Origin of the sequence: Microbacterium sp. STF-2, from assembly GCF_034650155.1 — a bacterium.
Taxonomy (GTDB): Bacteria; Actinomycetota; Actinomycetes; order Actinomycetales; family Microbacteriaceae; genus Microbacterium; species Microbacterium maritypicum_A.
On record NZ_JARKMW010000001.1, the window covers coordinates 1,535,022 to 1,555,196 of the forward strand.

The 20,175-nt window shown below is 68.2% G+C and carries 16 protein-coding genes and 1 tRNA gene; 6 read left to right on the plus strand and 11 right to left on the minus strand.

Annotation, left to right across the window (positions count from 1 at the left end):
• The first annotated feature begins 5 nt into the window (after positions 1–5).
• From MicroSTF_RS07300 to MicroSTF_RS07325, 6 genes are all read left to right on the plus strand, one after another.
• Positions 6–2,570, plus strand: a complete 2,565-nt coding sequence (locus tag MicroSTF_RS07300; protein ID WP_029258710.1) for a transglycosylase domain-containing protein — start codon at positions 6–8, stop codon at positions 2,568–2,570.
• Positions 2,561–3,502 (plus strand): metallophosphoesterase, encoded by a 942-nt coding sequence (locus tag MicroSTF_RS07305; RefSeq protein WP_297555985.1) that lies wholly within the window; start codon positions 2,561–2,563, stop codon positions 3,500–3,502. Before MicroSTF_RS07300 ends, MicroSTF_RS07305 begins: the two co-directional genes overlap by 10 nt.
• A 55-nt stretch (positions 3,503–3,557) precedes the next feature.
• A tRNA-Pro gene (locus MicroSTF_RS07310) sits at positions 3,558–3,634 on the plus strand.
• Between the two features lie 67 nt (positions 3,635–3,701).
• Positions 3,702–4,178: a VanZ family protein gene (locus MicroSTF_RS07315; protein WP_322954520.1), complete on the plus strand. Its 477-nt coding sequence runs from the start codon at positions 3,702–3,704 to the stop codon at positions 4,176–4,178.
• A complete protein-coding gene (locus MicroSTF_RS07320) occupies positions 4,175–4,930 on the plus strand; it encodes an HAD-IIB family hydrolase (RefSeq protein WP_029258713.1) in 756 nt (251 codons plus the stop codon). The genes MicroSTF_RS07315 and MicroSTF_RS07320 overlap by 4 nt, the downstream gene beginning before the upstream one ends.
• A gap of 52 nt (positions 4,931–4,982) precedes the next feature.
• Positions 4,983–5,825, plus strand: coding sequence for a DUF1295 domain-containing protein (locus MicroSTF_RS07325; protein ID WP_029267272.1), 843 nt, complete (start codon positions 4,983–4,985; stop codon positions 5,823–5,825).
• A gap of 42 nt (positions 5,826–5,867) precedes the next feature.
• Here MicroSTF_RS07325 and MicroSTF_RS07330 read toward each other — a convergent pair whose 3' ends face one another.
• The 11 genes from MicroSTF_RS07330 to MicroSTF_RS07380 form a co-directional block, all read right to left on the minus strand.
• Positions 5,868–7,127 carry an alpha-hydroxy acid oxidase gene (locus MicroSTF_RS07330; RefSeq protein ID WP_322954524.1) on the minus strand — a complete coding sequence of 420 codons (1,260 nt, stop codon included), beginning with the start codon at positions 7,125–7,127 and terminating at the stop codon, positions 5,868–5,870.
• Between the two features lie 10 nt (positions 7,128–7,137).
• Positions 7,138–7,860, minus strand: coding sequence for a FadR/GntR family transcriptional regulator (locus MicroSTF_RS07335; RefSeq protein WP_029267273.1), 723 nt, complete (start codon positions 7,858–7,860; stop codon positions 7,138–7,140).
• Between the two features lie 213 nt (positions 7,861–8,073).
• Entirely contained in the window at positions 8,074–8,727 is a 654-nt protein-coding gene (locus MicroSTF_RS07340; protein ID WP_021199135.1) for a thymidine kinase, read from the minus strand.
• A 9-nt stretch (positions 8,728–8,736) separates the two neighbouring features.
• Positions 8,737–10,209, minus strand: coding sequence for a malate:quinone oxidoreductase (locus tag MicroSTF_RS07345; protein ID WP_021199136.1), 1,473 nt, complete (start codon positions 10,207–10,209; stop codon positions 8,737–8,739).
• 83 nt (positions 10,210–10,292) lie between these two features.
• Complete coding sequence (locus MicroSTF_RS07350; RefSeq protein ID WP_021199137.1) at positions 10,293–11,363, minus strand: aspartate-semialdehyde dehydrogenase; 1,071 nt, start codon at positions 11,361–11,363, stop codon at positions 10,293–10,295.
• 180 nt (positions 11,364–11,543) lie between these two features.
• Complete coding sequence (locus MicroSTF_RS07355; protein ID WP_029258718.1) at positions 11,544–12,824, minus strand: aspartate kinase; 1,281 nt, start codon at positions 12,822–12,824, stop codon at positions 11,544–11,546.
• Between the two features lie 227 nt (positions 12,825–13,051).
• A complete protein-coding gene (locus MicroSTF_RS07360) occupies positions 13,052–13,969 on the minus strand; it encodes a DMT family transporter (RefSeq protein WP_029267277.1) in 918 nt (305 codons plus the stop codon).
• Positions 13,966–14,559 carry a recombination mediator RecR gene (gene recR, locus MicroSTF_RS07365; RefSeq protein WP_021199140.1) on the minus strand — a complete coding sequence of 198 codons (594 nt, stop codon included), beginning with the start codon at positions 14,557–14,559 and terminating at the stop codon, positions 13,966–13,968. The genes MicroSTF_RS07360 and recR overlap by 4 nt, the downstream gene beginning before the upstream one ends.
• Positions 14,559–16,862, minus strand: coding sequence for a DNA polymerase III subunit gamma and tau (locus MicroSTF_RS07370; protein ID WP_021199141.1), 2,304 nt, complete (start codon positions 16,860–16,862; stop codon positions 14,559–14,561). The genes recR and MicroSTF_RS07370 overlap by 1 nt, the downstream gene beginning before the upstream one ends.
• A gap of 45 nt (positions 16,863–16,907) precedes the next feature.
• Positions 16,908–19,412, minus strand: coding sequence for a glycoside hydrolase family 65 protein (locus tag MicroSTF_RS07375; protein WP_322954534.1), 2,505 nt, complete (start codon positions 19,410–19,412; stop codon positions 16,908–16,910).
• Entirely contained in the window at positions 19,409–20,167 is a 759-nt protein-coding gene (locus MicroSTF_RS07380) for an HAD family hydrolase (protein ID WP_021199143.1), read from the minus strand. Before MicroSTF_RS07380 ends, MicroSTF_RS07375 begins: the two co-directional genes overlap by 4 nt.
• Between the last annotated feature and the right edge of the window lie 8 nt (positions 20,168–20,175).

The following is a 20,175-nucleotide window of genomic DNA, read 5'->3' on the forward strand; positions in this document are numbered from 1 at the left end:
AGCGTATGCCCCAAAAGAATCGCACGGTGAGAGGCGTGCTCGGCGGTCTCGTCGGGCTCGTCGGCCTGAGCGCCGTCGCCGGTCTCCTCGTCACGGCCAGCGTCACTCCGGTCCTCGCGATGACCGGTCTCGCAGGCACCCAGGCCCTCACGCTCTTCGATCAGCTCCCCGAGAGCCTCGACCCGAGCACGCCGATGGAGCAGTCGACCATCTACGCGACCGCCCCCGACGGATCCCAGGTCGAACTCGCGTCGTTCTACGAGCAGAACCGTGTCCCCGTGACGTACGAACAGGTCTCCCCGAACCTGTACGACGCGATCCTCTCGAGTGAGGACAAGAACTTCTACAGCCACGGCGGCGTCAACATCGGCGCCACGGTGAAGGCTCTGGTGGACAACGTACGCGGCACGTCCAGCCGTGGTGCGTCGACCATCAGCCAGCAGTACGTGAAGAACGTCCTCATCCAGAAGTGCGAGCAGGAGGTCGACACCACGTCCGACACCTACTCTGAGGACCTCCAGCAGTGCTGGAAGGATGCGACCAACGCGACCGGGGCCAAGGGCATCGAGCGCAAGCTGCAGGAGATGCGCTACGCGATCCAGATCGAGAAGGACTTCTCGAAGAACGACATCCTGCTCGGCTACCTGAACATCGCCAACTTCGGTGGCACTGTGTACGGCATCGAGGCCGCCGCGAACTACTACTTCTCGACGACCGCGGCGAACCTCACGGTCGCGCAGTCGGCGACTCTCGCGGGCATCGTGCAGAACCCCAACACGTATCGCATCGACAAGGCCGAACAGGGCACGACCACCAACGCCGAGGGCGTCGCCCTGAACACTGCGGCGGACGGATACTCGCTCACGAAGGACCGCCGACACTACGTGCTCGGGCGCATGCTCACGGACGGCAAGATCACGCAGGCGCAGTACGACGAAGCCGATGCCTCGGAGATCGCCCCCGCGCTGAACCCACCGACGCAGGGATGCGCCTCCGCAGGCACGAGCGCCTACTTCTGCCAGTACGTGAAGTCGATCGTGCTGAACGACGAGGCCTTCGGCAAGACCCAGCAGGAGCGGACGGATCTGCTCCGCCGCGGTGGCCTCAAGATCTACACGACGCTGGACTACCGCATCCAGAACCCCGCCGCCGAGAAGATGGCCGAGGTTGTTCCCGCCAACGCCGACAACCAGTACTTCGGGGCGGCCGGCGTCTCGGTCGAGGTCGGCACCGGCCGAATCCTCTCCATGACGCAGAACACGACCTTCACCGAGACTCCCACCGATGATCAGGCCTACTCCTCCCTGGTGTTCGCGGGCGATAAGAACCACGGGAACTCGGGTGGCTTCCAGGTCGGCTCGACCTACAAGCTCTTCACGCTGATCGACTGGCTCGAGAAGGGCCACTCCGTCAACGAGGTTCTCAACGGAAGCGTGCAGACGAACCTGAAGATCCCCGTCTGCGGAGCCAAGCAGAACGCCAACACCAAGGAGATCGGCAACTTCGGTGGCGGTGGCGGTGGAACCGGATCCGTGCTGAGCTTCACGAAGAACTCGCTCAACAGTGGTTACTTCGCGATGGCGTCGAAGCTCGATATCTGCGACATCAACAAGGTCGCCGACCGTATGGGTGTCACGCTGGCGAACGGCGACAAGGTCACCGACGAGAACGTGCCCTTCGACGTGCTCGGCCCGAAGAACATCTCCCCCCTCGCGATGGCGAACGCCTACGCGACCGTCGCGAGCGGTGGGAAGTACTGCACACCGCGCGCGATCGATCGCGTCGTCGGCCCCGACGGTCAGGACCGCGAACTGCCGGCATCGTCGTGCACCGACGGAGTGATCTCTCCCGAGGTCGCCGCGACGGCCGCCTTCGCGTTGCAGAGCGTCATGGGTGGCGGCGGCACCGGTTCCCGGGCGAACCCCAACGACGGCACGCCGCTGATCGGCAAGACCGGAACGCACGACACCTGGTCGACGATGATGATCGAGTCCAGCACCAAGGTCGCCACGGCGGTCTGGGCCGGCCGCTGGCAGGGCCAGGAGAACATCTACCGCAAGAGGGCCAACGGCTGGAACCTCAACGACATGCGTTACCCGGTGGCGCAGGCCGCGCAGGCCGCAGCGAACGCTGCGTACGGTGGAGACGCCTTCCCGAAGCCCGATGGCAAGCTCACCCGACAGCAGCTGACGACGGTTCCGAGTGTCGTGGGCAAGTCCGTCGAGGAAGCGACCGCGATCCTGACGGACGCCGGCTTCCAGGTCTCTGTCGGAGGAGCAGTGGACAGCGACCTCGCCGTCGGCCTGGTCGCCGGCCAGGATCCGACCGGGGAGGCGGCCACTGGCGCGACGGTGACCCTCACGACCAGCAACGGACAGGGCACGACCGTCCCGGCGAATCTCGTCGGGATGTCGAGAGCCCAAGCCTCTGCCGCGCTCGGCGCCGCAGGATTCACGAATATCGAATTCGACAACTCCTGCAATCCACCGACCTCCGTCGTCGGCGGATCCGACCCTGCGCCCGGCACCGCGGCCAGCAAGTCCACCGCCGTGCGTGTGACGTGCCAGTAGCGGCCCGTCGCGGCGCGCACCCGGCCCTCATCGCGCTCGGCGCGGTGGGGGCCGTGGGTGCCGGCGCCGCCATCTGGGGGATCGGGATCGAGCGGTACCTGTTCACCGTGCGCGAGGCCTCAACAGTGGCTCTCCCGCCCGGTGCCGCACCGCTGCGCATCCTGCACATCTCCGATGCGCACATGGCGCCGTGGCAGCATCGCAAGCAGGACTGGCTCGCCTCCCTCGCCGAGCTGAAGCCCGACCTCATCGTGAACACCGGGGACAATCTCGGCCACGAGAACGGACTCGACGGCATCCGGCGCGCTTTCGCTCCGTTCGCCGGCATCCCCGGCGTGTTCGTGCACGGCTCGAACGACGTCGCCGCGCCGTCTCCGCGGAACCCTTTCCGCTACTTCCTCGGACCGTCCAAGAAGCACCACAAGCCGGAGCTTCTCGACACGGACGCGATGGATCGGTACTTCGCGGACGAGCTGGGCTGGACCGAGCTCAACAACTCTGCGGCGCGGCTGAACATCGCGGGCAGCGACGTCGATCTCTTCGGTGTCGACGACGCTCACCGCGATTGGGACCGTCTGGATGAGCTTCCCGATGCCATCGCGGCTCTCGGTGCCCGCGACGCAGCGACGCCCGTCCTCGGCGTCACGCACGCGCCGTATCAGCGGGTGCTCAACGGCTTCATCGATCTCGGTGCCGATGCGATCCTCGGTGGCCACACGCACGGCGGTCAGGTGTGCATTCCCGGGTACGGGGCTCTCGTGGCGAACTGCGACATCCCGCTCAAGCAGGCCAAGGGGCTCAGCACCTGGTCGCACGGCGGCCGCACTGTGCCGCTCAACGTCAGCGCGGGGTGTGGACACTCCATCTACGCCCCGGTCCGGTTCGCCTGCCGCCCCGAGGCGACGCTGCTCACTCTGACCGCACAGGTGTGATCCGGCCTCGATTCGGCGCAGGGAACATTTCCCTGTAGACTCGGAGGGTTGCAAACGGGGTGTGGCGCAGCTTGGTAGCGCGCTTCGTTCGGGACGAAGAGGTCGCAGGTTCAAATCCTGTCACCCCGACCAGTAACACCGGAAGGCCGCCCTCAGGGGCGGCCTTCTCTGTACCGGGACCGTGCACGAAAGGGAACGCATGAACTCTCTGCTCCCGCCGCCGCGCCGTTTCACCCGGGCCTGGGCGATCGCCCTCGGTGTCCCCTTCCTGATCGGCCTCGCCGCTCTCACCCTCACGCCGTCGAAGGTCGAGGAGTCGATGCCGAATCTGCTCGACCTCGTGCTCGCCACAGCTCACCGTCTCGGCTGGGAGTGGCTCGACTTCACCCGGCTCGAGATCATCGCGAACGTGCTCGTCTTCGTGCCGGTCGGCATCCTCGCCTTCCTACTCCTCCCCCGTCGTATCTGGTTCCTCGCTGTGCTGGTGGGGCCGCTGCTGTCAGCGATGATCGAGATCGCCCAACGTGTGGCTCTCCCCCACCGCGCGGCCACCGTGAACGATGTCGTCGCCAACTCGACGGGCGCCATCATCGGCGTCGCCGTCGCGGTCGCCTTCACCCTGCTGATCGGCCCGAGATCCTCCCAGCGTCCACCTTCTAGGCTGGAGACATCATGACCGCGCCCACACTCGTCGCCTTCGATCTCGATGACACGCTCGCCCCCTCCAAGGGCCTGATCGACCCGCGGATCGCCGCGCTGCTCCGCACTCTGCTGCGCACCGTCGACGTCGCCATCATCTCCGGAGGGAACGAGGCGCAGTTCCGCTCGCAGGTGATCGCACAGCTCGGAGACGCTGACCCCTCCGATCTCGCCCGCCTGCACCTCCTGCCCACCTGCGGCACCCGCTACCTCCGCCACGACGGCACGGACTTCGCCCCGGTCTACGCCCACGATCTCAGCGAGGCCGACAAGCAGGCGGCCCTCACGGCTCTGCGCGAAGAGGCCGAGCGCCTCGGACTGTGGGAGGCCGAGCCGTGGGGCGACATCCTCGAGGACCGCGGATCGCAGATCACCTTCTCGGCGCTCGGTCAGCGTGCGCCGCGCGAGGCGAAGCACGACTGGGACCCGACGGGCGCCAAGCGGGCTGCGCTGCGGGATGCGGTCGCCGCACGCCTTCCCGGTCTCGAGGTGCGCTCGGGCGGTTCGACCTCGATCGACATCACCCAAGCCGGTATCGACAAGGCCTTCGGAATGCGGCAACTCGCCGCGCACACCGGCATCGCCCTCACCGAGATGCTGTTCTACGGCGACCGGCTCGATGAGGGGGGCAACGACTACCCCGTGCTCGCGATCGGTGTTCCCGCCATCGCCGTCGACGGCTGGGAAGACACCGCAGACAAGCTCGACGCGCTTCTGCTGACGCTCTGACCTTCGCGGTGTCGCGCTGCGCGACCCTAGGCGAGAGTCCTAGCATGGCGTCATGGATGCCCTGCTGATCGTCATCGTCGTCGCCGCGGCCACCAGCGCCGTCTGCTGGGTGCTCTCCCTGATCACCCGCGACACCTCCTGGGTCGACCGCGCGTGGTCGATCGTGCCGGTGGCCTACGTCTGGATCTTCGTCGCCGGCGCTTTCGTGAACGGTGACGGGTCGGCGCGTGTGGTCGTGATGGGTGTGCTCGCCACCGCGTGGGGCGCACGCCTGACCTTCAACTTCGCCCGCAAGGGTGGCTACACCGGGATGGAGGACTACCGCTGGGCCATCCTGCGTGGGCGGATGCGGCCCTGGCAGTTCCAGATCTTCAACGCGCTGTTCATCATCTGCTATCAGATGGCACTGCTCGTGCTCATCACGCTGCCGACGCTGGTCGCCGCACAGCACCCTTCGGCCCTCACCGGGTGGGACGCGCTGTTCATCGCCGCATTCGTCGCCTTCCTCGTCGGAGAGACGATCGCCGATCAGCAGCAGTGGGTGTTCCATCAGCGGAAGAAGCAGGCGGGTGGCACGCTCGCACCGGGATTCGCCACGACGGGCCTCTTCCGATACAGCCGGCACCCGAACTTCTTCTTCGAGCAGGCGCAGTGGTGGGCCTTCTACGCGATCGGAGCGACGGCTGCGGTCACCGGCGGAGCCGGCGTCATCGGCGGGGTGCTGAATCCGACGATCGTCGGTCCGGCTCTGCTGACCGTGCTCTTCATCGGCTCGACGATCTTCACCGAGTCGATAACCGCGTCGAAGTATCCGGCGTACGCCCAGTACCGCAAGACCACGTCGATGCTGGTGCCGTGGCCCCCACGCACCAGGGCGGTGGCCACGCAGTCCTGAGACGACGTGGCCACCTCCCGGTCAGATCCGGACGAGCAGGGCTCAGCGCACGCGGGCTTCCGCGGCGGCGCGGGCCACGGGAACCAAGCGGGTCAACTGGGTCACGTGCGCGGGCTCGAGCTCGGCGAGCGAGGCGACACCCAGCAGGCGCATCGTGCGTTCGATCTCGCTGCGCAGGATCGCGATCGTGCGGTCGACACCCTGACGTCCGCCCGCCATCAGACCGTAGAGGTACGCCCGTCCGATCAGCGTGAAGTCCGCTCCAAGCGCCACCGCGGCGACGATGTCCGCACCGTTCATGATGCCGGTGTCGATCATCACCGTGAAGTCGTCGCCCACGGTCTTGCGCACCTCGGGAAGCAGGTGGAACGGGATCGGTGCACGGTCGAGCTGGCGGCCACCGTGGTTCGAGAGGACGATCCCATCGACTCCGGCATCGCGCAGACGCACCGAGTCCTCGACGTTCTGCACGCCCTTGATCACGATCTTGCCTGGCCAGATATCGCGGATGACGGCGAGATCGTCATAACTGATCGTGGGGTCCATCGCGGCGTCCAGCAGCTCGCCCACGGTCCCCCCGGTGGTGCTGAGCGAGGCGAACTCGAGCTTCGGGGTGGTGAGGAAGTCATACCACCACCATGGGCGCGGGATCGCGTTGATGATCGTGCCGAGGGTCAGCTGCGGCGGGATGCTGAACCCGTTGCGCTTATCGCGCAGACGCGCTCCCGCGACCGGGGTGTCCACCGTGAACTGCAGGGTGTCGAACCCCGAGGCGGCGGCGCGACGGGTGAGCTCGTAGGAGATCTCACGGTCGCGCATGACGTAGAGCTGGAACCAGTTGCGTCCGTGCGGGTTGGCAGCCTTCACGCCCTCGATCGAAGTGGTGCCGAGGGTCGAGAGCGTGAACGGGATCCCGGCGGCGGCCGCGGCGCCCGCGCCCGCCGTCTCCCCCTCGGTCTGCATCAGACGGGTGAACCCGGTCGGGGCGATTCCGAACGGCAGAGCGGACGGACCGCCGAGGATCTCGACGCTGGTGTCGACGGTCGGCGCCGGTCGCAGGATCCCGGGGTGGAACTCCACGTCCTGGAACGCCTGACGTGCGCGCGTGAGCGACAGCTCGCCCTCGGCGGCGCCGTCGGTGTAGTCGAACGCGGCCTTCGGCGTGCGGCGCTTGGCGATCAGGCGAAGATCATCGATCGTGAGAGCACCCTCCAACCGTCGCTTGCGACCGTCGAGTTCGGGCTTCTTGAACTTCATCAGCTCGAGGAGCTCGACGGGGTTGGGGAATTGGCGCTGCACCATGATGTGCCTCTCAGATCTGGGGGTGGATCTCACGGGTCAGGCCCGCGGACGTGTAGTAGCCGGTGATGTGCGTGTGGACCAGGGAACGCGCTGTCTCGACGTCGGCGGCATCGATCGCCGTGACGAGTGCGTGGTGCTCGGCGCGAAGCCGCGTCGCCATCGCCCCCCAATCGGCGATCGCGGAGACGCCCGCCTGCACGTAGGACTCGATCGAGGAACGAAGACCCGCCATCATCGCGGCGATGACCGTGTTTCCGCTGGCCTCGGCGAGCGAGAGGTGCAGCTGCGCGTCGAGGGCGAGGAACTCCGACGGGGCGAGGCCCGGGGCGTCCATCGCGGCGAGCAGTTCATGGGCGCGGTCCGTGTCGCGCTCGGGGGCGCCTGCCATCGCGGCGACGACCGCGTCTTCGAGCACCAGACGCGTGCGCACGACGTCGTCGAGCGGGAAGCCTTGCGCCGCCACCTGGAGCCGCAGCAGCGCTGACATGCCACCGGTGGGCGTGGCGATGACGATGGCGCCCGATTGCGGGCCCGAGCCGGTCGCTGTGCGGATGAGCCCCATCACTTCGAGCACCCGGAACGCCTCGCGCACGCTCGAGCGTCCGACGCCGAGTTCGGATGCCAGATCACGCTCGGACGGGAGACGATCACCCGGACCGAGACGTCCGTCGAGGAGGTCGCGTTCGATGTGCTCGAGCACGAGTCGCCATGCGCGCGCCGGCTGGTCGGTCATCGAACCTCCTGTGGTCTGACCACAGAGTATCGCGTGTGGTCAGACCACGCAAACAGGCACGCTCGATCCCCGCCCCGCGTGCGCACCTCAGGAAGAAGGCGACGACGTGCGTCGCAGACGGCTCACCGCGGCACGGGGCCGACTGTCTTCCTGGATTGTGCACGGCTGCGCGACGGCAGCGGCCGACGGGCGCCTCGACGGATCGGGCCGGCCTCAGCCCAGGCGACCACCGGACTCTTCGAGGTAGCAGGTACCGCAGAGCGACTCATAGGTGGTCAGCTCCGGCGAGGCCGATCCGGTCGCGCCCTCGTCGATAGCGACCTGGTCGCCGTCGAACACGAACCGTCCACCGACGACGCGACCGTTGAACACGGCCTTCCGCCCACAGCGGCAGATGGTCTTGAGTTCCTCCAGCGAGTGCGCGATCGCGAGCAGTCGCGCGGATCCGGGGAAGGCATGAGTGAGGAAGTCGTTGCGGATGCCGTAGGCGATGACCGGGATTCCGTCGACCACCGCGATGCGGAAGAGATCATCGACCTGGGTCGGCGTGAGGAACTGCGCCTCGTCGATCAACAGGCAGGCGACGTCGCTCGGCCCTTCCGGCAGCAGCTCATCATCCGACGCATGCTGCATGCGCCCGCGATGTGCGGCGAAGATCGCACGCGCGTCGTCATCGGGATCGATCAGGAAGTCGACCCGACGGGTGACGCCGAGTCGACTCTCGATCTCGGATGCCCCCTTGGTGTCGATCGCCGGCTTCGCGAGAAGCACGTGCTGCCCGCGCTCCTCGTAGTTGTAGGCGGCCTGCAGCAGGGCGGTCGATTTTCCGGAGTTCATCGCGCCGTAGCGGAAGTAGAGCTTCGCCACGGTGCGACCTCAGACGTTGATGCCGAGTGCGGCTGCGGTCGCTGCGGTCGACTTCTCGGCGAGCTCCGGATTCTCGTTCAGCTTCTCGCCGAACGTGGGGATCAGCGCGCGCAGCTCGGGCTCCCAACCCGGGTACTCCGCGGGGAAGCACTTCTTGAGCAGATCGAGCATGATCGGCACGGCGGTCGAGGCGCCCGGAGAAGCACCGAGCAGACCCGCGATCGACCCGTCGGCCGCCGCGACGACCTCGGTGCCGAACTGCAGGATGCCACCCTTCTTCGGGTCCTTCTTCATGACCTGGGCGCGCTGGCCGGCGTCGATGAGCGTCCAGTCCTCGTCCTTCGCAGTCGGCATGAACGTACGCAGGCTGTCGACCTTCTTGGCGTGGTTCTTCAGCAGCTCGCTGATGAGATACGTGATGAGATCGGGGTTCTTCACCGCCACCTGCAGCATCGGCAGCAGGTTGTGCGCGCGCACCTGCGAGACGATGTCGAGCATCGACCCGTTCTTCAGGAACTTCGGGCTGAAGGTCGCGAACGGCCCGAACATGAGCGAGGCCTCGCCGTCGACGACACGCGTGTCGAGGTGCGGGACCGACATGGGCGGAGCACCCACCGACGCCTGCGAGTACACCTTCGCCTTGTGCTGGGCGACGATCGTCGGGTTGGTGGTCTTGAGGAACTGGCCGCCGATCGGGAAGACGCCGTAGCCTTTGATCTCCGGGATGCCGGAATTCTGCAGCAGCTTGAGAGCCCAGCCGCCGGCCCCGACGAACACGAAGCGCGCCTTGACCTCGCTCGGGGTGTGACCGATGCTGTTGCGGTACTTGACCAGCCAGGTACCGTCCTTCTGCTTCTTCAGACTGCGCACCTCGTGGTTGGTGCGCAGCGTGACGCCGGAGTCGGTCAGGTGGTCGAACAGCTGGTGCGTGAGGGCGCCGAAATCGACGTCGGTGCCCGCGGGAACGCGGGTCGCGGCGAACGGCTCGCCCTTCACGCGCTGCTGCATGAGGAGCGGCGCCCACTTGTTGATGACGCGGGAATCCTCGCTGTACTCGATGCCCGCGAACAGCGGCTGCTTCTTGAGTACCTCGTACCGGTTCTTGAGGTACGCGACATCCTTCTCACCGCGCACGAACGTCATGTGCGGCGTCGCGTTGATGAAGGTCGACGGCGCATCGAGCACGCCCTTCTCCACCAGCGACGACCAGAACTGCCGGCTCTGCTGGAACTGCTCGTTGATCGAGACCGCCTTGGCGGGGTCGAGCGGGGCATCACCCTGCTGCGGCATGTAGTTCAGCTCGCACAGTGCGGCGTGCCCCGTGCCGGCGTTGTTCCACGGGTTCGAACTCTCCTGAGCCACCTCGGAGAGTCGCTCGAAGGCGACGATCTTCCACTCCGGCTGCAGCTCGTGCAGGAGAGTACCCAGGGTGGCGCTCATGATGCCACCGCCGATCAGGACGACATCGACGTTTTCAGTCACCGAACCAGTCTAGTTCGCGGGCACGCCACCGCCGACCATGCGGCACGGCCCGGTCAGACCGCTTCCACATCGCGGGGATACCGTCAGGCTATGACCGCCAGGCGCTCTGCCAGGATCTCGGCGATCTGCACGGCGTTCAGCGCCGCCCCCTTGCGCAGGTTGTCGTTGCTGAGGAACAGCACGAGCCCCTTGCCCTCGGGGGCGGACTGGTCGGCGCGGATGCGACCGACGAAGCTCGGGTCCTTCCCCGCGGCCTGCAGCGGGGTGGGAACCTCGTCGAGCACGACACCGGGAGCGACGCTCAGCACCTCGCGCGCACGCTCGGGCGTGATGTCGCCGGCGAACTCGACGTTGATCGACAGCGAGTGCCCCGTGAAGACCGGCACCCGCACGCAGGTGCCCGCGACACGGAGGTCCGGGAGTTCGAGGATCTTGCGGCTCTCGTTGCGGAGCTTCTTCTCCTCGTCGGTCTCGTTGTCGCCGTCGTCGACGAGGTTGCCGGCGAACGGGATCACGTCGAACGCGATCGGCGCGATGTACTTCTCGGGCTCGGGGAAGTCGACCGCCGACCCGTCGTGCACGAGGCGGAGGGTGTCGCCCTGTGCGAGCACGCCCTCGACCTGGCCGAGGAGCTCCTGGGCACCGGCGAGGCCGGAGCCGGAGACAGCCTGGTAGGTCGACACGATCAGACGCTCGAGACCGGCCTCGGCGTGCAGGGCCTTCAGCACCGGCATCGCGGCCATCGTGGTGCAGTTCGGGTTCGCGATGATGCCCTTGGGGCGCTCGTCGATCGCGTGCGGGTTGACCTCGCTGACCACGAGCGGGACCTCGGGGTCCATGCGCCAGGCGCTGGAGTTGTCGACGACCACGGCGCCGGCGGCGGCGAAGCGCGGCGCATAAGCGCGGCTCGCGGTGGCTCCGGCCGAGAACAGGGCGATGTCGATGCCCGCGACATCCGCCGTCTCGACGTCTTCGACGATGACCGTCGCGCCACCGAATTCGATGGCCGTGCCGGCGGAGCGCGCGGAGGAGAACAGGCGCAGGTCGCGGATCGGGAACGACCGCTCGGCGAGAATCTCGCGCATCACGGTGCCCACCTGGCCGGTGGCGCCGACGATGGCGACGGAGAGTCCTGAATCGGAGATGCGGGTCATGATGTTCCTTGGCGTCGTGCGGTACTGCGTACGAGGCTTCGGGCGCGGCGTCGGGGTGTTGAAGCTGCGCCTGGCGCCGGTGTCAGGGTTTCGGCGAGTCTACCGTGGTCTCACGAACTGCCGGCGCTGCGTCCCGATGGGGCACGGAGTCGGCAGGAAAACGGCGATGAACGGCGGAGATCAGCGGCCGGTGCCGGCGTGGACCGTGGCTTCGGCGTCGCCGTCGAGTCCGTAGGCGGTGTGCACGGTGCGCGCGGCCTCGGTGAGGTCGGTGTCGCGCAGCACGACCGAGATGCGGATCTCCGAGGTCGAGATCATCTCGATGTTGATCCCCCCGGCCGACAGCGCCTCGAAGAGGGTCGCGGAGACACCCGAGTGCGTGCGCATGCCCGCGCCGACGACAGACAGCTTGCCGATCTGGTCGTCGTGGATCAGGTTCTGGAACCCGACCTCGGTCTGCTCTCCGGCGAGGGCCTTGAGGGCGGCCGCCGCATCCGCCTTGGGAACGGTGAAGGAGATATCGGTGCGTCCGGTGGCCGAGACGTTCTGCACGATCATGTCGACGTTCGCACCCGACTTCGCGACGATCTTGAAGATCTCGGCGGCCTTGCCCGGCACATCGGGCACGCCCGCGACCGTGATCTTGGCCTGGCTGAAGTCGGTGGCGACGCCGGCGACGATCGGTTCTTCCATGACTGCTCCCTCGGCTTCGCGGGGGTTCTTCATACCCTCGCCCAGAACGTATGTGCCCTCGGCCGACGAGAACGTCGACCGGGCGTGAATCAGGACGCCGTGACGGCGTGCGTACTCGACGGCGCGGATGTACAGCACCTTGGCCCCGTTGGCGGCGAGCTCCAGCATCTCCTCGCTCGAGACGTGGTCGAGCTTCTGTGCCTTCGGGATCACGCGCGGATCGGCGGTGAAGATGCCGTCGACGTCGCTATAGATCTCGCAGACGTCGGCATCGAGCGCGGCGGCGAGGGCGACGGCGGTGGTATCGGACCCGCCGCGACCGAGCGTGGTGATGTCACGGGTGTCGCGGTTGAAGCCCTGGAACCCGGCGACGATCACGATCGCGCCCTCGTCCAGAGCTTCGCGCAGACGCACGGGCGTGACATCGACGATGCGGGCGGCACCGTGCTGCGAGTCGGTGATCATGCCCGCCTGGCTGCCCGTGAACGACCGCGCCTCGAAGCCCATGGAGTGGATCGCCATGGCCAGCAGCGCCATCGAGATGCGCTCTCCGCTGGAGAGGAGCATGTCGAGTTCACGCGGCGCGGGAATCGGTGCGACCTCGTTGGCGAGATCGAGCAGCTCGTCGGTGGTGTCGCCCATGGCGCTCACGGCGACGACCACGTCGTGACCGGCACGACGCGTATCGACGATGCGCTTGGCGACGCGCTTGATGCTCTCTGCGTCGGCGACGGACGAGCCGCCGTACTTCTGCACGATGAGGGCCACGATCACTCCCTGGGATGACGGGCGGATCCGCCCACGCTCATTCTACGATCGGCGCGTATGCCCCGTTGCGCATGTGTCAGGCCGCGGTGCATCGAGTGCACAGGATGTCGCCGAGTGCACAGGATGTTCGCGTGAGCAAGCCGTGCGCTCGACAGCAAGCCGTGCACTCGACGACTCGGAGTGGGAGGTGCGCGGCGCGGCGCGCGGCAGGAGGTGCGGGGCGCGGCTCAGAGGGAGGGCGGGAGAGCCTGGGGAGAGACCGGCCGCAGCCGACCACCTGTGGCGGCGAACCAGCACCCGACGATGATCAGCGGGAAGCCCAGCAGCAGGCCGGGGGTCAACGGCTCGGCGAGGACGAGGGCTCCGAGGACGATCGCGACCACCGGATTCACATAGGTGAACAGTGGCGCGCGCACCGGACCGACTTCGCGGATGAGCGCGAAGAAGGCCAGGAAGGCCACCGCCGTGCAGATCACGGCGAGCGCGAGCAGCGCGACGATCGACGGCAGAGTGGGCGCCTCGTGCTGAGTGAGCAACCCGATCGGGAGGTAGAAGATCCCGATCATGAGAAGAGAGAGGGTGATGGTGCCGAGGGACGGCACATCGTTGAGCTTGCGAGCGACGATGAAGGGCGCGGTCGCATACAGCACCGCGACCAGCAGCACCTCGCCGGCCGCGAGAAGACTGACCTCACCGCCGAAGAGCCCGGGACCCGCGACCACCACCGCGACACCGACGAACCCGACGAGCAGACCGATCCCGCGGGCCGGCCGCAGCACGCCACGGTCGCCACCGCCGAGGGCGATGAGAGCGGCGAACAGCGGCACGGTCGCCACCAGCAGGCCCGTCATGCCGGAGGGCAGCGTCATCTCGGCGTGCCCGAGCAACAGGAAGGGGCCCGCCATCTCGACGACGCCGAACGCGAGCACCCACGGCCAGTGCTTCAGAGCCGCACGCAGCGCACCGCTGCGGAGGGCGAACGGCAGCAGCAGCAGAGCCGCGATGAGCGTGCGCCCCGCCACGATCGCCGGTGGCGAGAACGACTCGACCGCGACGCTGATGAACAGATACGGAACTCCCCACAGCAGCGCCATGGCACCGAAGAGGAGCCAGCCACGACGTGAGAAGCCCGTGTGGGGGCTCACAGGATGCGCCGGCCTTCGAAGGCGCGGCCGAGGGTGACCTCGTCGGCGTACTCGAGGTCGCCGCCGACGGGCAGGCCCGAAGCGAGACGGGAGACCGTGATCTGCATCGTCGTCAGCAGGCGGCTGAGGTAGCTCGCGGTCGCCTCCCCCTCGAGATTGGGGTTGGTGGCGAGGATGACCTCCTGCACGGTGCCGTCGGCGAGGCGGGTCATGAGCTGGGCGATGCGCAGGTCGTCCGGTCCGATACCGGCGATGGGACTGATCGCTCCGCCGAGGACGTGGTAGAGGCCCCGGAACTCCCTGGTGCGCTCGATGGCGGCGACGTCTTTGGCGTCTTCGACCACACAGATCAGCGCCTGGCTGCGACGCGGGTCGCGGCAGATGGCGCAACGCTCCTGCTCGGCGACGTTGCCGCAGATCTCGCAGAACCGCACGCGGAGACGGATCTCACTGAGCAGCTCAGCGAGACGAGCGACGTCGAACGTCGGCGTCTGCAAGATATGGAACGCGATCCGCTGCGCGGACTTCGGGCCGATGCCGGGGAGCCGACCGAACTCGTCGATCAACTCCTGAACGATGCCGTCGTACATCAGGAGAACCTCGTCGGGGGCTCGTAGGGCTCTTCGCGCAGGAATGTCGCGCCGAGCACCTGGCGGATCACGGCCTCACCGTAGCGCTGCACTCCTCCGACGGAGGGCGAACGCTCGATGACGACCGGCGGAGTGGCGACGGCGGTGCGCTGCGTCTGCGGCGCCGACCGGTCAGGAGCAGCCCCGCGCGACACGGACGGGTCGGCCGGCGGCTCGTACGAGGGGTCGTACGGAGGCTCATCGTCGTAGGCCGGAGCCTCGTCGTCGCCGGGCAGCGGCGGCTCGTCGCGATCGATGACACCGTCGGACGGGGGAACCGGTGCCGAGGCCGCTGCCTCGACCTCTTCGGGCTCATCGTCGACGGGGAGCGGCGCGGACGGTATCGGAGCGTCGCGCACCGACTCCTCGTTCGCGGTCGGAATCGACGCGACGGCCCACTCCGTCACCGACGATGCGGACGCGCCACGGACCTGCGAACGAGGGGAACGCGCTGACGCAGGCTCCGATGCGGGAGCGGAATCAGTCGGTGCCGAGGATCCGGACGACGCCGGCTGGCGCGGGGCACCCCCGGTCGGCATCGGGGCGGGGAGGTACTTCACGCGGACGCCGAGCTCGTTCTCGATCGCGGAACGCAGGTGGTCGGAAGGCCCTGAGCCCGGGGTCGTGCCCTTGAACTTGGCGACATCGTGCTGGCTGGTGAATCCGAGCGTGAGCACCTCGGTCTCGGTGACGTACGCCAGGGGCTGCACGGCCGTGGCCAGCAGCCACGACGTGCGGCTGATGCTCTCGAGCCGCGTCAGCACGGCGGGCCACGCGGCGCGGATGCGCTCGAACGTGACCGGTCCCTGCGATGCCGCAGGAGCCGCGGGTTCCGCAGGAGCCGCGGGTTCCGGTGCGGCACCGTCGGATACCGCACCGACGCTCTCGCTCGCCGCCTGCTCGACGACCCGAGTCTGGGCAGCCGAAGCAGGAGCGGATTCGACGACGACCGGCTCCGGCGTCTGCGTGGTAGCGGCCGGGCTGACGGGAGCCGCAGACGCCGCCGGGGCCGCGGGAGCCGATGAACCGGCCGAAGCCCCGATCGTGGATGACGCGGAAGGCGCCGACGCTGCCGGGGTCGCGACCTGTCGAGCGGGAACCGCGGTACGCTCCCCCGCCGGCGCGGGCGCAGCCACGGCGGCATCCGTCGCTCCCGCGAGCACCCGTGCGACCATGAGCTCGAGATGCAGGCGCGGAGATGTGGCTCCCGACATGTCGTCGAGTGCCGCACTCACCACGTCGGCCGTGCGCGAGAGGCGTGCGGAGCCGAATTCTGCGGCCTGGGCGCGCATGCGCTCCAGGTCGTCTTCGGCGATACCGCGCAGGACGGCGGATGCGCCGGCGCCGACCGCCGCGATCACGATGAGATCGCGCAGACGCTCGAGCAGATCGTCGACGAAGCGACGGGGGTCCTGCCCGGTCTGCACGACCCGGTCGATCGCGGGGAACGCGGTCGCCGCGTCGCCCGCGGCGAGCGCGTCGACGATCTCGTCGAGGAGGGCGGCATGCGTGTACCCGAGCAGGGAGACGGCGCGCGCATAGCCGACGGTGACCGTCTCCGAACCTGCGGGGGCGTCGGAGCCGGCGATCAGCTGGTCGAGCAGCGAGAGCGTGTCACGGGGCGAGCCGCCGCCGGCGCGGACCACGAGCGGGAGGACGCCCTGTTCGACGATCACGCCCTCTTCGGCGCACAGCTTGGCGACGTACTCGAGCATCGCGGCCGGCGGGACGAGCCGGAACGGGTAGTGGTGGGTGCGCGAGCGGATCGTGCCCAGCACCTTCTCGGGCTCGGTGGTCGCGAAGATGAACTTCACGTGCTCCGGCGGCTCTTCGACGAGCTTGAGCAGCGCGTTGAAGCCCTGGGGCGTCACCATGTGCGCCTCGTCGAGGATGAAGATCTTGTACCGGTCGCGGCTGGGGGCGAATGTCGCCCGCTCGCGCAGGTCGCGCGCGTCGTCGACGCCGTTGTGGCTCGCCGCGTCGATCTCGACGACATCGAGTGATCCGCCGCCGGCCCGCGACAGCTCCACACAGCTCGGGCAGACGCCGCAGGGCACGTCGGTCGGCCCCTCGGCGCAGTTCAGGCACCGCGCCAGGATGCGCGCGGACGTGGTCTTGCCGCACCCGCGGGGGCCGGAGAACAGATAGGCATGGCCGACCCGGTCACCGCGCAACGCCGTCATGAGCGGATCGGTCACCTGGGACTGCCCGATCATCTCGCCGAACGTCTCGGGTCGGTAGCGGCGGTAGAGGGCTGTGGTCACCTCAACAGCCTACGGCGTGCCACCGACCTTCGGCGGGCCCGAGCATCAGTCGATCGTCTCGATCACCGGGATCGTCGTCGTGATCACGGGAACGGATGCCGACATGCGCGTGCCGTCCTCGCGTCGAGCGTCGGCGAACTGTCGGAGCGTCGGACGACCGGGGAGCAGGGGACCCTGATCCGCGAGCGGCACGACGACCTCGTCGTCGACGGTCGCGATGTACGCGGTCTCTCGCACGCTGAAGGGAACGGGGGGTCCGTTCCTCAACTGCACGCGCAGCTCGGCCGCAGTCACCGTCACGTGCAGCGTCGATCCCTGCCACTGCAGCGGGAACGACAGCGACGGCCAGCTCGCCGGAAGCCGCGGGTCGAAGCTCAGTTCGCCGGCGTAGTCGCGCATCCCGCCGAAACCGCACACCAGAGCCGTCCACACCCCGCCGGCGGAAGCGACGTGCACGCCGTCCGCCGCGTTGTGGTGCAGGTCGTGCAGGTCGACGAACAGCGACTGCTCGAAGTACTTCTGCGCGAGGTCCTGATACCCCACCTCGGCGGCGAGGATCGACTGCACGACGGCCGAGAGAGTCGAGTCGCCGGTGGTCAGCGGGTCGTAGTAGTCGAAGTCCGCCTTCTTCTCCTCTGGCGTGAAGTGATTGCCCTGCAGGAAGAGCGCCAGCACGACGTCGGCCTGCTTGAGCACCTGGAACCGGTAGATCACGAGGGGGTGGAAGTGCAGCAGGAGCGGACGCTGATCGGCGGGCGTATTGGCGAGGTCCCACACCTCACGCTCGAGGAACAGGGAGTCCTGCGGGTGGATGCCGAGGCCCTCGCTGTAGGGGATGTACATGGCCTCTGCGGCGCGATCCCAGGCTTCGGCCTCGCCGGGGCCGAGGCCGGTGCGGTCGACCAGCTTCACGTAGTCGTCGGGATAGCCCTCCCTGATCTCGCGCACGATCTTGGCCGCGTAGCGGAGGTTGTAGCGCGCCATGACGTTCGTGTAGAGGTTGTCGTTCACGACCGTCGTGTACTCGTCGGGGCCGGTGACGCCGTGGATGTGGAACGTCTCGGTCCCCTCCCCCGGCATGCCTTCGATCAACCGGGAGGCACGCCAGAAGCCGAGAGTCGCCCACAACCGGGCGGTCTCGATCGCGATGTCGGCGCCTTCCCGACGCAGGAACTCCTCGTCCCCCGTCGCACGCACGTACTTGCCCAGGGCGAAGCTGATGTCGGCGTTGATGTGGTACTGCGCCGTGCCGGCCGCGTAGTAGGCCGATGCCTCCTCGCCGTTGATCGTGCGCCAGGGGAAGAGCGCCCCCGCCTCGTTGAGCTGCGCGGCCCGACGACGTGCGGCCGGGAGCATGCGCACACGGGCGCGCAGCGCGTTGTACGCCCAGCGTGGCGAGGTGTATGTGAGGAACGGGAGCACGTAGATCTCGGTGTCCCAGAAGTAGTGCCCGCTGTATCCCGAGCCGGAGACGCCCTTGGCGGGGACTCCGGCGCCGTCGGCACGCGCCGAGGCCTGGGCGAGCTGGAACAGGCACCAGCGGGTGGCCTGCTGCAGGTCGTCGCGCCCGCCGATCTGCACGTCGCTGCGCTCCCAGAACGCGTCGAGCCATTCCCGCTGCCGACGGAACACGGTCTCGACGCCCTCGTCCGCCGCCCGGTCGAGCGAGCGACGGCAGCGGTCGACGAGCTCGCGCGGGGGCACGCCTCGCGACGTGTGGTAGCTGACGAGCTTGGTCACGGTGATCGGCACGCCGGCCTTCGCCTGCACACGGAACACGTTCTTGGCGATGTCCGGTTCCACCAGCGTGCGGGCGTTGTACTCGTTCTCGGTCTCGACGACGTGGTCGGCGACCACGGCGACGGTCATGCCCGAATCGGCGACACGATAGGAGAGCGCGGATCGCAGCCCGTCCTGCCAGTGCTCGGCCGGCTCCAGCACGCGGTCGGCGATCTTCTCGGCCTTGCGCGGGTCGAACGCCGCGGCCTTCGTGCCGATCGGTGTGCCCGCATAGACGCCCGCACCGTCCTGCCTGTTGAGCAGCTGGCAGCTGATGGTGACGGGCGCGTCGGCGTTCTCGACCACGACCTCGAGGCGCAGCACGGCGAGATGACGCTCCTCGAAGCTGACGATGCGCTCGTCCCGCATGCGCACGCGCTTGCCGGACGGGGTCTCCCAGACCACGTGGCGCTCCAGCACGCCGGTGCGCAGGTCGAGTGTGCGCCGGTACTCGCGCACATCGGCGTCGTCCAGCGAGACCGGCTCATCGTCGACGTACACGCGCATGACCTTGGCATCCGGCGCGTTGACGATCGTCTGCCCGACCTCTGCGAAGCCGTAGGCCTGCTCGGCGTGACGGATCGGCCAGGTCTCGTGCAGACCGTTGATGAACGTGCCGTGCTCCTGCGCGCCGCGACCCTCGATGTGGTTGCCGCGCAGGCCGAGATAGCCGTTGCCGACGGAGAACAGCGTCTCTCCGACGCCCTCCTCCGAGTAGTGAGTGTCGATCAGACGCCACGGGTCGACGGGGAAGCGGTCGCGGTCGATCATGCGGTCTCCGGGATGTCGGTGCGGGAAGAGGGAAGGAGGACGGCGAGGTCGTCGACCACGACGGTGGCACCGGCCGCGCGCAAGGCGTCGGCACCCGTGCCACGGTCGACGCCGACCACGGTTGCGAAGCCGGCCGCGGCAGCGGAGGCGGCGCCGGACGTGGCGTCCTCCACGGCGACCGCACGGGCGGGGTCGATCCCGAGGGCGACGGCACCGGCGGCGAACATGTCGGCGGCGGGTTTGGAGGCGAGTCCGTCGCGTTCGGCCACGACGCCGTCGACGACGATCCGGAAGAAGGAGCGCAGGCCCGCGGCCCCCAGGACCTCTTCGGCGTTCTTGGAGCTCGACACCACGCCGAGCGGGACTCCGGCGGAATGCAGGCTCTCGACGAGTGCGAGCGAGCCGGGATACGGCGCGATCCCCTGGCCGCGCAGCGATGCGGCGAACGCGGCGTTCTTGCGGTTGCCGATACCGCACACGGTCTCGGCCGAGGGGTCGTCGTCGACGTCGCCCCACGGCAGCTCGACGTTGCGACTGTGCATCAGGCTCGCGACGCCGTCGTAGCGCTTCTTGCCGTCGACGTAGTCGTAGTAGTCGGCATCGGTGTACGGCGGAGTGATCCCCCATCGCGCGAACACATCGTCGAACACGGCCTTCCAGGCGCGCATGTGCACCTCGGCCGTCGGGGTGAGCACGCCGTCGAGGTCGAAGAGCACGCCGTCGGCGTGGAACAGGTCGGGCAGTGCTTCAGGCACAGAGCCTC